General features: G+C 35.7%; 15 protein-coding genes and 1 pseudogene. 8 read left to right on the top strand and 8 right to left on the bottom strand.

Going from position 1 to position 14531, the window contains the following annotated elements; genetic code table 11:
• Positions 1-21 precede the first annotated feature (21 nt).
• The 5 genes from BFM98_RS14875 to BFM98_RS14855 form a co-directional block, all read right to left on the bottom strand.
• On the bottom strand, positions 22-1503 hold the full coding sequence (locus BFM98_RS14875) for a spore germination protein (protein ID WP_066037791.1): 1482 nt from the start codon (positions 1501-1503) through the stop codon (positions 22-24).
• Entirely contained in the window at positions 1503-2627 is a 1125-nt protein-coding gene (locus tag BFM98_RS14870; protein ID WP_048392400.1) for a GerAB/ArcD/ProY family transporter, read from the bottom strand. The genes BFM98_RS14875 and BFM98_RS14870 overlap by 1 nt, the downstream gene beginning before the upstream one ends.
• A 148-nt stretch (positions 2628-2775) precedes the next feature.
• The gene (gene rsiV / locus BFM98_RS14865; RefSeq protein WP_048392401.1) at positions 2776-3666 is read right to left on the bottom strand and encodes an anti-sigma-V factor RsiV; all 891 of its coding nucleotides are present in this window, start codon (positions 3664-3666) and stop codon (positions 2776-2778) included.
• Complete coding sequence (locus tag BFM98_RS14860; protein WP_004230723.1) at positions 3659-4177, bottom strand: RNA polymerase sigma factor SigV; 519 nt, start codon at positions 4175-4177, stop codon at positions 3659-3661. The genes rsiV and BFM98_RS14860 overlap by 8 nt, the downstream gene beginning before the upstream one ends.
• A 153-nt stretch (positions 4178-4330) precedes the next feature.
• Complete coding sequence (locus tag BFM98_RS14855) at positions 4331-5098, bottom strand: sulfite exporter TauE/SafE family protein (protein WP_066037790.1); 768 nt, start codon at positions 5096-5098, stop codon at positions 4331-4333.
• A 215-nt stretch (positions 5099-5313) separates the two neighbouring features.
• Between BFM98_RS14855 and BFM98_RS14850 the strand changes: the two genes are divergently transcribed.
• The 6 genes from BFM98_RS14850 to BFM98_RS14825 all read left to right on the top strand — a co-directional run bounded on the left by BFM98_RS14850 (position 5314) and on the right by BFM98_RS14825 (position 10647).
• Positions 5314-5739, top strand: coding sequence for a hypothetical protein (locus BFM98_RS14850; protein WP_048392403.1), 426 nt, complete (start codon positions 5314-5316; stop codon positions 5737-5739).
• Between the two features lie 74 nt (positions 5740-5813).
• A complete protein-coding gene (locus BFM98_RS14845; RefSeq protein ID WP_066037789.1) occupies positions 5814-6809 on the top strand; it encodes an LLM class flavin-dependent oxidoreductase in 996 nt (331 codons plus the stop codon).
• 710 nt (positions 6810-7519) lie between these two features.
• Positions 7520-7909 (top strand): GntR family transcriptional regulator, encoded by a 390-nt coding sequence (locus BFM98_RS14840; protein WP_004230719.1) that lies wholly within the window; start codon positions 7520-7522, stop codon positions 7907-7909.
• Entirely contained in the window at positions 7906-8595 is a 690-nt protein-coding gene (locus BFM98_RS14835) for an ABC transporter ATP-binding protein (protein WP_066037788.1), read from the top strand. Before BFM98_RS14840 ends, BFM98_RS14835 begins: the two co-directional genes overlap by 4 nt.
• Positions 8592-9419 (top strand): hypothetical protein, encoded by an 828-nt coding sequence (locus BFM98_RS14830; protein WP_048392405.1) that lies wholly within the window; start codon positions 8592-8594, stop codon positions 9417-9419. Before BFM98_RS14835 ends, BFM98_RS14830 begins: the two co-directional genes overlap by 4 nt.
• 13 nt (positions 9420-9432) lie before the next feature.
• Positions 9433-10647 (top strand): hypothetical protein, encoded by a 1215-nt coding sequence (locus BFM98_RS14825; protein WP_066037787.1) that lies wholly within the window; start codon positions 9433-9435, stop codon positions 10645-10647.
• A gap of 105 nt (positions 10648-10752) precedes the next feature.
• Here the strand turns inward: BFM98_RS14825 and BFM98_RS23480 are convergent.
• Positions 10753-10956 (bottom strand): annotated as a pseudogene (locus tag BFM98_RS23480) (radical SAM/CxCxxxxC motif protein YfkAB); the annotation flags it as partial.
• Positions 10957-11178: 222 nt separating this feature from the next.
• On the opposite strand from BFM98_RS23480, the gene yfkAB reads away from it, so the two are divergent.
• On the top strand, positions 11179-12282 hold the full coding sequence (yfkAB, locus tag BFM98_RS14820) for a radical SAM/CxCxxxxC motif protein YfkAB (protein ID WP_066037786.1): 1104 nt from the start codon (positions 11179-11181) through the stop codon (positions 12280-12282).
• A gap of 282 nt (positions 12283-12564) precedes the next feature.
• Here the strand turns inward: yfkAB and BFM98_RS14815 are convergent, their stop codons facing one another.
• Both BFM98_RS14815 and BFM98_RS14810 read right to left on the bottom strand, forming a co-directional pair.
• Positions 12565-12819, bottom strand: coding sequence for a hypothetical protein (locus tag BFM98_RS14815; RefSeq protein WP_066037785.1), 255 nt, complete (start codon positions 12817-12819; stop codon positions 12565-12567).
• Positions 12820-12833: 14 nt separating this feature from the next.
• Complete coding sequence (locus BFM98_RS14810) at positions 12834-13616, bottom strand: hypothetical protein (RefSeq protein ID WP_139111239.1); 783 nt, start codon at positions 13614-13616, stop codon at positions 12834-12836.
• A 124-nt stretch (positions 13617-13740) separates the two neighbouring features.
• Between BFM98_RS14810 and BFM98_RS14805 the strand changes: the two genes are divergently transcribed.
• Positions 13741-14445, top strand: coding sequence for a YjjG family noncanonical pyrimidine nucleotidase (locus BFM98_RS14805; protein ID WP_066037783.1), 705 nt, complete (start codon positions 13741-13743; stop codon positions 14443-14445).
• The last annotated feature ends 86 nt before the right edge of the window (positions 14446-14531 follow it).

Genomic DNA, 14531 nt, shown 5'->3' with positions numbered 1-14531 from the left:
CCTTCACAATCGATAGGGATGCTATTTGTTTTTATGTGGAGAATCTTTGTTCTCATGCCCTTTTGAAGTTCGTGTATAATCCTGAGGAGCAAGCGCTTTGTTCCGCTCTGTATAGCGTTTGGGTGATAATCGAAAGATGGATTTTTTAATGGTTGCCCAATTTAGATCTGTTGCTAGATTCATGTAAGAGTAGCCGTAAATTCGAATATTACTTAAATAAAGCAGTGTCAGGTATAAAGAAACAAAGAAGCCAAATAACCCGAAAAAGGCACTAGCAAAGATAAAGGCAACGCGTAATATGCTAACTGAAGTAACAAGTGACTGATTCACTAATGTAAAGGAAGCAATGGTAGAAATGGCGATGACAACGATCATTTCAGGACTCGTTACACCTGCTCGAATGGCTGCATCCCCAATAATTAATCCACCTACAACACTGATGGTCCCACCAATAACGGAAGGGAGACGCAAGCCTGCTTCACGAAATAATTCAAACATCAGCAACATCAGCAACATTTCAAGCGAAGAGGGGAGCGGTAAGCCAGCCTTCGCTTGCACGACGGTTGCGAGTAGTTGAAGCGGCAATTGGTTTTGGTGATAGGTTGTCAAGGCAAGCCAGAATGCAGGAAGTAGTAAGCCGATTAAAATACCAAATATTCTTAATAATCGTTCGAGTGAACTGAAAATAATAGGATATTCATTATCCTCAGCTGATTTCAGTAAGAGAAACAAATTGACAGGGGTAATGATGGCATAGGCGACGCCATCTACAAAAATAATAAAGCGTCCTCTTGCTAAGGCCTGAACCGCATAATCAGGTCGTCCAGTATAATCAAACTTCGGAAAAAGCTTGGAATTTTTATTCACCCGTTCCATCAATAAATCGCCACTAAAAACAATATCTGTATCAACAGCAGCAAGCTGCTTTTTGATGCCATGTAAAATATCCATATCCACAATATCATCAAAATAAAGAATGGCTACCGTAGTTTTTGATCGTTTCCCAAGCTCCACTTTTTCCACACAAAATGAATTGGTCGGCAAACGTTTTCTTATGAGTGCGATATTGACGCGAATATCTTCAATGAAATTATCTCTGGGCCCTTTAACAAGAACCTCCATGCGCGTTTCTTCAGGCTGGCGATTCGGCTTTTGGGCAATATTGCTTGCATATAAAAGATTGTCTTCGTCAAAATACAACAACAAGAAGCCACTATAGACAAAAGTTATCAGCTGTTCCTTGTCTTGTACTTTTTGAATACTTGGAACATGAAGATGCCTTGCGATATTCTCTTCAAAGGGAACCTCATCCAAATGATCATATAAATATTGAATACGTTGAATAATCACTTCATTAAGCATTTGTTGATCAATCATAGCATCACACGTAATAAAGTGTACTTTCTGCTGATTAAACATATATTCCTGAAATTGAATATCTGCTGATTTTTGAAATAATTTTCTGAGCGTACTAAGATCTAGCGCTTGTTCTTGCTGAGGCATTATGATTCACCACTTTTCTTATCTTGTTTTTCAGTTTTCCCCTTTTTAGAAGATTTATCCGACAAGAAAGCTACGACTACGAAAAATATTGACAGTAAAAAGAAAAAAATAAAAGTGGCTGCCAGAATATAATTTCCTTTTACTTTTAAAAATAGGCTTTCATTTAGCATGATTAATGGTAAACAAAGAATAAAGAAGGGAGGAGCAAGCATTTGCCATATACGCTTGGGATCTCCTGTCATCTTCAATAAATCTGCCACAATGTACAAAAGGAAGCTAACACGAATAAAGGTTCCTGTCAGCCATTGATAAATGGAGAAAAAGTCAAGATGCTCGATATAGCGACCGATTGTCACTAATCCCCATTCTTCGTAGGCAGGATAGCGTTGCTTAGCCGCTTCATTCGGTCCAAATTCTGTAATGGCTCCAATTAAAGGTCCTAATGTCAGTCCTACTAAAATGGCCAGCATAATAGCAAAGTGGTACCAGCGAATACGTTCCTTAAATTGATGCTGTAAAAATAGCAACATTAAAAGCTCAATAAACCCTGATGCAGGGAAAATCATACCTCGCAAGACAGGCTGGAATCCATGTTCAAAAAATGGACGTAATAATTCATAATCTTTTACCTGCATGTTCGTAAAGGCCACGAAAAAGCCAAAGATAACTACTCCGAATAATACAAAAACGTTTAAAATGACGAGCGTCTGTAAGCTAGTCGTCACAAGAAGAATACACAGAATGACGTAGATAAATAGTAAGATAATTACAGGGGTTTGCGGTAAAAATGTAGTATTAATCCATTGCAGTGTTTCAACCATTGTAAAAGCTGCGATAATCATTAAAAAAATAGCAACTGTATAAATAACAATAGTAGAGCCAATTTTCCCGATTTTTGAATCGAGCCAATCTCGGATGGGCTCCTGATTAGATTTTGATTGAATATATACTAATAAAAATAGCCAAAAGAAAATAATTCCTCCAGCAAACAATACGGATAGCCAGCCATCTCTTTTGGCCACATCTAGTAGCGGAGGAATAATGGTTACATGATTTTTTAAGCCAATAACAGTCATTGATAGGAAGATGACATGTAAAATACTGATTGATCCTACACTTTTCATGTTGAAAACCCTCTAACATTGATTGATACATATTAGCTTTGACAAAAAAAGTCGGCTTTATAAGCAGAAAATGGTATGGTTTCATGAAAAAACGAGGTATTGGATGACACCATCATCCAATACCTCGTCATAGGAAAAGTAAGCTAAATTAATGAATATATTTTGTGCTTACAAGATCGTCTTTTAAGACATCTGTTGGGATTTCAAACTCTACAACGCCCATATAGCCAGGTGCCACTTCATATTTATCAAAGGAAATCACAAGCTTGCCTTTATCAGAAATGTAGAATTGCTGATCAGGTTTAATAGTTGTAAATTCTTCCATTAACTCTTCATCGGCAAGGCCAGCACCCTTTACCCAATAAACTTTATCTTGATTCGATTCAGCTATTTGTGTACGCATTTGTTCTTTAATATTTTCACTAATTGTTTCAATATAGTGTTGATCTTTAAAGAGCATAGGTAAAGTAATTAAAATTTCGTTTTCTTTATCGATCGTATCGTATTCCATCACCGTTGAAGAAGAAGCAACGGTATTCACTACATAACGGCCAATCGACAAAATTTGTTCGTTATCAGTTTTGATTTCGTAGCCACTATCAATACCTAAATGACCACCGCCATTTAATTTTAAATCGCCCACTTCTGCCATAAATTCATCGTAAAGTGTCTTACCTTCTGCACGATATTTTTCATTTAATGTATTCGCCAGATCCTGATTTTCTAAGTTTTCAATAGAAGGTACTTTAATGTTGGCATCATAATTATCTTCAGCCACTTCATATTCTGTCCAAGTCAATACTTTTATCACACTACCAACCACGGGAATTTCTGAGAGTGTGCGTGCCATTGCAGGACTTACATTTAAACCAGCTGTAAATAGCATGGCTGCAGCGGCAGATCCAAGGACCCATTGAGGTGTACGATTTTTTTTCTTTTTTCGACCTTGCTTAAGTGCTTTTTCAACCACGAAGTCTAGCTCTTTTGGAATCGGGACTTTCATATATTGTTTTTCTAACTCCTGTAATTTTTTATCCATGTGCAGTTTCTCCCTTCACATCTTCCAATTGGATTTTCAATAGTTTTAATGCTTTATAAAGACGCGATTTGGCTGTACTCAACTTAATGTCGAGGATGTTCGCCACGTCAGCGAGTTTTAAATCCTCGAAATAATGGAGAATGACAACCTCTCGATACATTTGCGGGAGTTCATCCAACGCATGCTCCAAGTCAACATTCTCATAAACATCCTCTTGAGCAGGTGTTAAATATTGTAATGTATCATCATCTGTCACTTGTAAGCGTTTATGCTTACGTAAAAAATCTATGGCTGTACGGACAACTATTTTATAAAACCAGCTTTTCATATAGGTCACATTCTCAAGTCGATCTAATGAAAGCATGGCTTTTTGGATACTGTCTTGTACAACATCTAGTGCGTCCTGTTCATTTTTTGTATAGCTATACGCGAGCAAATAAAAACGCTCTTTTTGTTCTCGAATGAATTGGACAAACACCTCTTCATGTTGAAATGCATTTCTTGTTCTCATGTCCAAAGAAGCTCCTTTTTAACATTGTCAAATTGTATACATTTACTAGACGTACGAGGAGAGGGAAAAAGTTGATACCATGAAAAAAACTTACCCCAATTGAGATAAGTTTGATCCTTCTATAGTATTGGCATACGTTAGTATAACGGCTGATCATGAAAAATAGTCATATGTATTTTTCAAGAGTAATAGAATGGTCACAACGATAAATAATTTACGTACATAGCCACTGCCGCGTTTAATGGCAAATTTTGAACCAACAATAGCTCCTGCAATTTGCGCAAGACCCATTGGTAGTCCATAGGCATAATTTATTTGTCCTAAGTATATAAACATAAGGAGGGCAGCTACATTACTGCCGAAATTTAAAAATTTGGCGTTTCCTGCTGATTGTAAAAAATCATAGCCAACTATGAGAAAAGCAAAGAGTAGAAACGAGCCTGTCCCAGGACCTAAAAAGCCATCATAAAAGCCAATAAGTGTAATCACGAAAACAAAAATAATAGAACGCTTAGGGGTTAATTGTTTAAAGGTGGTCATACTGCCCCAGTCTTTTTTAAAGATGGTATAAATGGCAACGACTGCAAGCATAATCAGCATTAATGGCTTCAGTACACTTGGGTCCATTAAGTGGACAATCCAAGCACCCAGCATAGAGCCAAAAAAGACGAAGGGGAATAGCTTATAGACGGCTTTTATATCTAGTTTACCAGAGCGATAAAATGTCACTGTGCTAGTAAGGGAACCCATTGTACCTGCCAATTTATTGGTTGCTACTGCAGCAGAGGGAGGAAGGCCAACGAACATAAGAGCTGGTAATGAGATAAGCCCACCTCCTCCAACCACTGAATCAATAAAGGCTGCTAAAAAACCGAAGAGGATTAAAATTAATAAAATATTTACATCTAAATCAAAAGGCACAAAAGGTCATCTCTTTTCTATCATAATAATCTGATAGTAGCGAACTGAGGATAGGCTGTAAATACTCTAGCTGCTATTTTTTAATAGAAATAAATGAAGTGATTCAATAGGAAATGACGATAATTTCTACATAACTCAAAAAAATTCTACTTGGAGTCATTATTTTGATGTATTATGTAGATAATGGTGTTTTTACGTAAAGGGGACGTGATGACATGAGTTTAGGAAATCATATACGTGTATTTCTCTGTGTTGTGTTTATGGGAGTACTTGTAGGGTATGTCTTTAATGCAAAAAAAGATATAACAGATCATGAGTATATTGATACCGTAAAGGAAGGCTATTTGGAGAATTTTTCAGATGTCACAGTTCGAAATGCGTTTAATTACGCTTTTTATGAACCTTACTGGCGCTATTATGAAGCAAAAACTGGGGAGCAAGTTGTAGAATTATCAGGTGATATTACGTTTCAAGACGAAAAAGGACATGCTATTCTCCAATTTGTCGTGAACGAACAAACGCAGCAATTTTCCCTAGAGGCAATGAAATTTAAAGAAGTCGTATTAAACCAGCAACAACAACAAAAGCTTGTTGGCATGGTCTATCACACTTGGGAAAAGAAACAACTAGCTTATGAGTAAGGTTTTTTATTTTGTAAATCATCCAAACTGTATTACAGTAAAAGGGGGAGCTAGAGACAGAGAGGATGTTTTACATGAGATTAAGTATTTTAGATCAAATGCCGATTCCAAAAGGTCATTCTGCAGAAGAGGCCTTCCAACGTACAGAACAGCTGGCATTGCTAGGTGAAGAGCTTGGCTATCACCGTATGTGGCTTGCTGAACACCATAATAGCCAGTCATTGGCGAGTTCAGCTCCTGAAGTAACTGCTGCTTTTTTAGCTGCTAAAACACAGCGGCTTCGCATTGGTACGGGTGGTGTCATGATGATGCATTATTCACCCTATAAGCTAGCAGAGGTCTTTAAAACATTATCGGGGCTGGCACCCAATCGTATTGATTTTGGTGTGGGGAGAGCTCCTGGTGGTGATCATGCCGCTATCTATGCCTTGGCAGAGGGAAGACGACAACGCTTCACAGAACAGTATGATAAGCTAGAAATCATATTAAAGCTAATGAATAATCAAAAAACAGGTGAACATGTCTATGATCAAGTCGTTGCAGCTCCTGCTCATATTTCATTACCAGAGGCTTGGTTACTAGGTTCTAGTGGTCAGAGCGCAATGCAGGCTGGCCAGCTGGGAGTAGGCTATTCGTATGCACAATTTTTCACGGGCAATATGTCAAAGGATATCTTTGATGCCTATAAAGCCTATTTTACGCCTTCTTATTATATGGATAAACCACAAATCATTGTGACATATGCAGCAACAGTTGCCCCAACCCTAGAAGAAGCGGAATATTTAGCTAAACCGATTGATATTTCTCGTCTTCAATTAATGAAAGGGCAAATCATTCAAACGATGTCACCCGAAGAGGCGAAAGATTATCCATTAACTGAAATGGATAAATTGACGATTGACAATAATCGCAAGGCGAATCTTGTCGGGACACCCCAAGACATTGCTGCTTTTTTAAGCGCTGAGCAAGAACGCTATGGCTTTGATGAAGTGATGCTAAATTGCAATCAATATGAATTAGAAAGTCGTTTAAATACCTATAGATTCCTTGCAAAGGAATTAATTGGATAAGAGAAAAAGCCATATTCATCTGAATATGGCTTTTATGTATTTAGCTGAATTAGAATAACGGCTTTACAATTAGAAAAACCCGGAAATGAATTTCCGGGTCTGATTACCACTTACATTTTCTGCTCCATGACACACTGCCTCGCTTCCGCATAGGATCTTAAGATATTCCTAAGAAATCTGTACTTTAGCTTATTCAGTTTTGATGGTCCTTCTGAGTTATCGATCAATCGCACTCATCGGGTTAACCCTCCTAGTCATTGGATTTGAAGTGAAATCTTTAATAGTATAGCTCAACTTCTATTTCTTATACCTCTTGTGAACATAAAATATTTTTTGTGCTAAAAAATAATTACAAGAAAACATACAGTCATTACCAGTTAACAATGAAGATAAAAACACTCGTCTGTTTGAAGAAAAGTATATTTGCATCCATGATGTATGCTACTTGTACAACTGGCTGTGATTTTAATTATTGATAGATATTTCCATAAATGTGGTTGACTTAAAATGTGTATTAAGCATATAATACATTTCAAGAAGTGTATTAACTGTTTAATACATTTTTTTATTGTCGGTGTATTAAGCACTTAATACGCTGAGGTGTTAACGAGAGAAAAAATATGTTCATGTTGATAGGTGCAACCCATCATTCTACATACTGTGTATTAAGTGTTTAATACGCGGAATTAATTTTTGAGGAGTTGAGTTATTTGACTATAAATTTTAATAATCGGGACCCGGTGTATGTCCAAGTGATTCGGCATTTGAAAGAACAAATTGCCAAGGGATTTTATGAGCCAGGTCAGGAGATTCCATCCAGAAGGGAATTAGCCAATCAGTTAAAGATTAACCCAAATACTGCGCAACGAGCTTATAAGGAAATGGAGGAACAAGGATTGATTTTTACAGAGGGGAATATGCCTAGCTGCATTACGAAAGATGAAGCAGTCCTTAAAAATGTCCGTGAGGAATTGATTATCGAAGCGGTTGACTTATTTTTAGGCTCTATTAAATCTATCGATGTGCCTTTAGCCGAAGTATTGGAACTTGTAAAGAAAAAACATGATGCCGAAAGCGGAGAAGCGGAGGAGTCGAAATGATAGAAGTAAAAAATGTTAACAAGAAATACGGCAGGAAACAGGTTTTAAAAGACATTTCTTTTACTGCAGAAAAAGGAGAGATTACTTGTTTAATAGGAATAAATGGTGTAGGTAAGACGACCATTATGAAAGCTATTATGGCGCTCACACCAATTAATAGTGGTGAAATTTTAATGGATGGAGAAAAAATCACAAAAGAAAGTTTTGAAAAAATAACCTTCATCCCAGACACAATAACGATGTTGCCACAAATGAAAATCAATGAAGCTTTTGCGTTCATGGCTGATTTTTATAAAAGCTGGAATCCTCAGAGGGCAGAAGAATTACTACAATTTTTTAAACTTGATCCGAATGAACGTATTGCTAACTTATCGAAAGGAAATACAGCAAAAGTGAATATGCTACTGGGATTGTCACTTGATGTCGATTATTTACTGATGGATGAACCATTCTCTGGCATTGATATTTTCTCTCGTGAGCAGATTGCAGAGGTGTTTACAAGCCATTTAATTGAAGAACGTGGTGTCATTATAACAACGCATGAAATTAGTGATATTGAGCATTTGATTGATAAAGCAGTCCTTATTGATGACGGTGCAGTATTGAGGGAATTTAGCGTGGAGGAAGTACGTGAAAATGAAGGGAAATCAGTGGTTGATGTGATGAGGGAGGTATATCGAGCATGAAAAACTATTTAAAACTTGTTAATTTTGAAGTAAATCGATTTTTTAAATTGTATTTGATTTTAATAGGCTTGACCATGCTCAGCCAGCTTATAGGAGCGGGAATTATCTCACAAACCTATATGAAAAATGCTAAACAGTTGATGGCAGAAAACCAGTTATCCATGAACCAGTATGTGGAACAATACGGGACTTTTTCTTTCGATCGATTCACTGATTCAGAATGGTTTCTGCTGCCAATCTTTTTTTGTATCGCCATGTTGATGATTTATGTTTTCTTTATTTGGTATCGAGATTGGTTTGGTAAAAATACATTTATTTACAGATTATTCATGTTACCAACTGAAAGAATCGCCATTTATTTTGCGAAATTAACGACGATTATGCTTTTAGTTCTTGGCTTGATTGCTTTGCAAATCTTGCTAATTTTGATGGAAAAACAAATAGTGAATAAGATTATACCAATAGACCTCCAATCAAATTTCTCAATTTATGCTAGTTCTACTTTAAATATGTGGAGGTGGCTGTATCCGACTAGCTTTACAGAGTTTATCCTGGTATATGCACTTGGGTTACTTTTCGTGGCAGTAATATTTACCGCGATTTTAATTGAGCGAAGTTATGGTTTAAAAGGGATTTTTTACGCTATTTTTTATGGCTTACTGTCACTTGGGGTATTTTTTGCTCCAATCCTATTAGTTAATGTTTATACAAATTACTTTTACCCACTTGAAATTTTCTTAATGGTACTGGTAACGAGCATGATCGTTTTAGGCAGTGCCATTTGGATTGCGAATCATTTATTAAAATATAAAATCAGGGTCTAGAGGAGGTATAACAATGAAAAAATATTGGAAAACAATCAGTATTTGTTTCTTCATCGTGGTGTTTATCAGTTCTTACTATATCCAAAAAACAGCAATGGCTTCTAAAAATGATAGATCCTATAAAATTGAAACGATCAGCGGAAATAAGGAAGAAATCGAAAATCTTATTCTTCAAACAAGTTATCAGAGTAATGATCTTTATCATATGTTGTACATATCAAAGGATGGTTCCACGAATCCCAATAATCAGTCTTTTTTTAGAGATTTGATGGCACCGAATGAACCTATGATTCTTCGAAAATATATTGAGGAACACCGTAATTTTATGCGCGGGAAAGAATTTGATCCAAGAAAATATTATGAAGACAAATCACGTTTGATTTACACAACGTTTTTAGATGATGGTGGAAAAGAAGCTAGCAATGTCGTAACGCTTCAAATTGATATACTTGATAAAAATACAAATGACAGTTCTTCCTTTAAAATCGATATACCAGTTAAAGCAAGCTATGATTGGATTAATGTGAATGACGTTTACGTGGGAAATGGAAAAATAAATATATTAACAACCAACTATTTATCAGCCAATTATCTTATAAAAGGTAGGGAAGAGTTGCATGTCTATTCGATTGATGAGAACAAGAAGGAATTAGTAAAGGATGCCATCCTTGCAGAATTAGTGTCAGAAGAAAGAGGCACTTCCAGTATCCGTATTTTTAATGAATACAATACTACTACTCAAAACGAAAATTATTATTTATATATGGTAGAAAAATACAGTGATCGAAAAGAAGATACTGAGCTAGAAGTTATCTCTAGTCAAATATATCTCTATAATAATGCCAAGAATGAAGCAGAGGAATGGACTATGCCAGAAGAATTAAAACCCTATCGGAAGTCAATGCTGATTCATAAAGAAACGATATACATTCCTGTTTATTCAGCCAATGGACTAACATTGAATCGTTATCATATTGAAAAGAAGCAGTGGGAAGAACCCTTAACCCTTCAATATTCAAGCATTGCGAATGAGAATGATGCTCCATATTTACGTATAGCAGAGGGAAAATTTTATTTAGTATATCGTGTTTCTGATGGACAGTGGTTGTCTATCGTTGATTTACGTACAGGTGGATTGATTTATGAAGGGAAAATCATTTCCGAAGACAAAAAAAATCAAGAGGCGGATTCCTCTCTTAGGATCGAACAATTATATACGATGCATTAAAGAGCAGGCATAAGGACAACCTACAATTTATAACGCCATATGTAAAAGAAACTCCATGTTGATCAGTCTTTGTTCAACATGGAGTTTCTCTCGTTATCGATGAACTTATACACGAGCAGAGCCACTCACAAACGCGGCATCAGGATAATACATATTTTTTACAAGTACATTTGGCCCTAAGCATTTGACTGCTGGACAATGGCAGTTAAGCGATTTTGCCAAGTCGGTTGCCATCCATTTATCAAAAATCAATGGTAGTTCGTCATGTACAATATTGCCGAGGGCTGGTGTGTCACCAAAGTCGGTAATTTAACTCCTTGTAATTACAAAGTGGCGCAAGAAAAATTAATTGTATAGAAGATAAAAGAGGATACGAAGATAGAGTTGTCAGAAATAGAGCAGATGTAAACAAAATAATAAAAAAGTTATAATAAAGATTAAGTTCGATTCCGAGATAATTTATAAATAAATGCACTTTAAAAATTATTTTATCTGTGCGAAAATTATAAGCATGGAAAGGAAGTTTTTTATATGTTTACAGTACAGAAAACTCATGATGAATGGGAAAGTTACCATGACATTGATAGGTATGGGAAATTAACTTTATCAAATATTGAATTTACTACAACACATTTATGTAATATGAGATGTTCGCATTGTGCAGTTGGCTACACATTATTAACCAAAGAATTACCAGCATTACCTACAGAAGAAATTATCCACAAGTTAGATGAGGTGGAAACTTTACGTACAATGAGTTTTACAGGTGGAGAACCTTTAATGACTAAAAAGGGAATAAAGGAAAATTTGTTACCACTTTTGAAATACGCTAAGGGTAGGGGAATTAAGACGCAAATTAATTCGAATTTAACTTTGCCTATGTCTCATTACGAATTAATTGCTCCTTATCTAGATGTTATGCACATATCGCATAACTGGTGTGATGAAAAAGAATTTGTTGAAACAGGCTTCGCTATGATGGATAAGCAACCTTCAATTGAATATAGAGGCAATTTATATCGTAATATTTTCGACAATGCAAGGGAACTTTCCAAAGGAGGGATGTTTGTATCAGCAGAAACAATGTTAAATCGTAATACTGTCCCCTATATGGAGAAAATTCATAATGAAGTGGCTAACGAAATGTTATGTAAGCGACACGAAATTCATCCTATGTATGCTAGTGACTTCGCTGAAAATTTAGAAGTTATTAGTTTGGAGGAATACAGAAAAGTTGTGAATGAAATTCTTGATTATAGAAATAAAGACATATGGGTATTGTTTGGTACATTGCCATTTTACCCTTGTAGTCAAGATGAGCGAGATTTAGCGTTAATCAAGCGAATCAATAGTGAACATAATATAACAATCAGAAATGATGTTGATGGACGATCAAGAATGAATTTAAATATTTTCACTGGGGATATATCGGTTACGGATTTCTCAGATGACGGTTCGGCTTTCGGAAATATAAAAAATGAATCATTACCTCAAATTTACGAACGGTGGTTAGATTCCAATATTTCTAAATCAATTAATTGCCACTGTCCAGCAGTCAAATGTTTAGGGCCAAATGTAATTGTAAAGAATATGTATTATCCTGATAAAACATTTATTAGTGGCTCAGTTAAATAATGAAATGAAGACCTCCATTGGAATAACCATTGGAGGTTTCTTAGGGATATACTATATAATTTTTCTACTCAGTTTAAATTTAAAAGTTTGTCAAAACACAATTTACTTGTACCTTAATACACAAAGACAAAGGCCTACAGCCTGTTATCACAGGCTTTGTGTCTTTGTAAGACCATTCTTTTTAAACAGTCGTTTTACTCTTTATCTGAATTTGAGGTTTTGTCATAAAATGTAACAAGAAATTGTTGGCTGATCTTAGTTTACTGACATGGTGTTGATTGATTAAACAGCAGTAGTACCCCAAAATATACTGATTCCAAAAGCTACTACTACTCCAGCAAAAATCCAACCCATAGCGTACTTCCTTAGTCTAAAGTTATTTATACTCAACATTAAAAAGCAAAAAGTCATAACAACTTGTATCCAAATTGGTCTATCAAAACTCTCTTTATGCCAAATGAAAGAATAAAGAACCCCGATAACCATAATAGACAGCACTACTAACGCAATTCTATTAAATATGCTAGACTTTTGCAAACCTATAAACCTCCTTAATATGGCTTTGTATTAAAATACCAATCACCAGTACCTCTTAATTGTTCATTCATACTAAAACCTGCAACGGAAGCAATTACTCTAACGTTATCGTTTCTAATTGCATGGTATTTTGTTCCATATCCTGTATCAACTAGACCCTTAGTTCTGTACTGATCATATGTGATTTTCCCAGAAAATGTCTTAGATACTATAAGTGTGGCGAACCCTACAGCCCCAGCCCAATTTCCTATTACTGATGCAATTTGTTTTTTAGTAATTGCAGCTCCGATAATTCCTCCAATTGCAATAACACCACCAATTACTGTCACAATATCAGATACATCTGTGACCATTTTATCGAAATTGATTTTTGCAGTTGACATATAGACAGGTGTATAATCATCTGCTTTATAAGCACTAAATATAGGTTGGGAATCATCATTGACTTTAGTAGGGTCAACAAACTCTTCAAAAGATAATTCCACTTTTTCTCCGTCCATTATAGCAAAAGAATCACCTTCATTATATTCAAATGTATGAATTTTGTTACCAGTTGTAGTAGTTAACAACATTTTATCACCATTATATTCAATGTTAAAATCTGTTTCACCTTCATCATAAACTAATGTGAATGTTTGGCCAGATTCGGTAAAATTTAAGTTCTCTATATTAGAAAACTCATTCTCATTAGAAGCTGCAAACGTATTTTGTGTACCAGCCAATGATAATGGACCAGCTAAAAGCAATGCTGCGACTATGTTACCTGTAAGTATTTTTTTGTGTGGACGGATAAGCATGTGTATAAAGCGCATACATGTTCTAATATTCTGTCATAGGGCATTTTACTGTTATTTTTCATAAAAAACGTTATCATGATATAGAGTAAATAGTCACAATGCATCGAAGAAAGTGGGAATGAACATGACGAAATATGAGATATTATTGTTTGACGTAGATGATACATTACTAGATTTTGATTTAGCTGAAAATGCAGCACTTGACCGCATGTTCAGAGAGGAAAAGATAGCCACTACGCCCGAGATGATAGCGCGCTACAAAGAAATTAATGAATCGATGTGGCGAGCTTTTGAGCGTGGGGAAGTGACAAAAAATACACTACATAATACAAGATTTGCGGTTGCTTTAAAGGAATTTGGGATGGAGGTCGATGGCGTCTACTTTGAATCGCTATTCCAACAATACTTACAGGAAGCACATCATTATGTAGAGGGAGCTTATGAAGTCATCGCTCAACTAGCCAATCACTATCATTTGTATGTCGTCTCAAATGGCGTAACGCTGACACAGAATAAACGACTAGTGGATGCCGATTTAGCACAATATTTTAAAGGCATCTTTATCTCCGAGCAAACGGGCTATCAAAAACCAATGCCTGCCTTTTTTGATTATGTATTTGAGCGGATTGAGCATTTTGATAAAGCTAAAACGCTTATAATCGGCGATTCTTTGACATCAGACATTAAAGGCGGATTGCTGTCAGGCATTGATACATGTTGGTTTAACATCCGCAATGTTGAAAATACGAGTGATATTGAACCACATTATGAAATTAAAAAATTGCATGAGTTACATGAGCTATTGCATACAAAAATAGCACTATATTAAGACAGAAGGCACTTCCTTTGTTCCGTGGACAGAGGAGGTGTTTTTTTATGTCTTTAAGATTTATTTTTGAATATCTACTTTACAAA

Origin of the sequence: Lysinibacillus sp. AR18-8 (assembly GCF_001705465.1) — a bacterium.
Taxonomy (GTDB): domain Bacteria; phylum Bacillota; class Bacilli; order Bacillales_A; family Planococcaceae; genus Lysinibacillus; species Lysinibacillus capsici.
This window is presented reverse-complemented; position numbering and strand designations above follow the sequence as displayed.

Excerpts from the sequence above, each read along its gene's own strand:
- BFM98_RS14875 (WP_066037791.1), bottom strand. The coding sequence starts at position 1,503 with ATGCCTCAGCAAGAACAAGCGCTAGATCTTAGTACGCTCAGAAAATTA.
- BFM98_RS14870 (WP_048392400.1), bottom strand. The coding sequence starts at position 2,627 with ATGAAAAGTGTAGGATCAATCAGTATTTTACATGTCATCTTCCTATCA.
- rsiV (WP_048392401.1), bottom strand. The coding sequence starts at position 3,666 with ATGGATAAAAAATTACAGGAGTTAGAAAAACAATATATGAAAGTCCCG.
- BFM98_RS14860 (WP_004230723.1), bottom strand. The coding sequence starts at position 4,177 with ATGAGAACAAGAAATGCATTTCAACATGAAGAGGTGTTTGTCCAATTC.
- BFM98_RS14850 (WP_048392403.1), top strand. The coding sequence starts at position 5,314 with ATGAGTTTAGGAAATCATATACGTGTATTTCTCTGTGTTGTGTTTATG.
- BFM98_RS14845 (WP_066037789.1), top strand. The coding sequence starts at position 5,814 with ATGAGATTAAGTATTTTAGATCAAATGCCGATTCCAAAAGGTCATTCT.
- BFM98_RS14835 (WP_066037788.1), top strand. The coding sequence starts at position 7,906 with ATGATAGAAGTAAAAAATGTTAACAAGAAATACGGCAGGAAACAGGTT.
- BFM98_RS14830 (WP_048392405.1), top strand. The coding sequence starts at position 8,592 with ATGAAAAACTATTTAAAACTTGTTAATTTTGAAGTAAATCGATTTTTT.
- BFM98_RS14825 (WP_066037787.1), top strand. The coding sequence starts at position 9,433 with ATGAAAAAATATTGGAAAACAATCAGTATTTGTTTCTTCATCGTGGTG.
- yfkAB (WP_066037786.1), top strand. The coding sequence starts at position 11,179 with ATGTTTACAGTACAGAAAACTCATGATGAATGGGAAAGTTACCATGAC.
- BFM98_RS14810 (WP_139111239.1), bottom strand. The coding sequence starts at position 13,616 with ATGCTTATCCGTCCACACAAAAAAATACTTACAGGTAACATAGTCGCA.
- BFM98_RS14805 (WP_066037783.1), top strand. The coding sequence starts at position 13,741 with ATGACGAAATATGAGATATTATTGTTTGACGTAGATGATACATTACTA.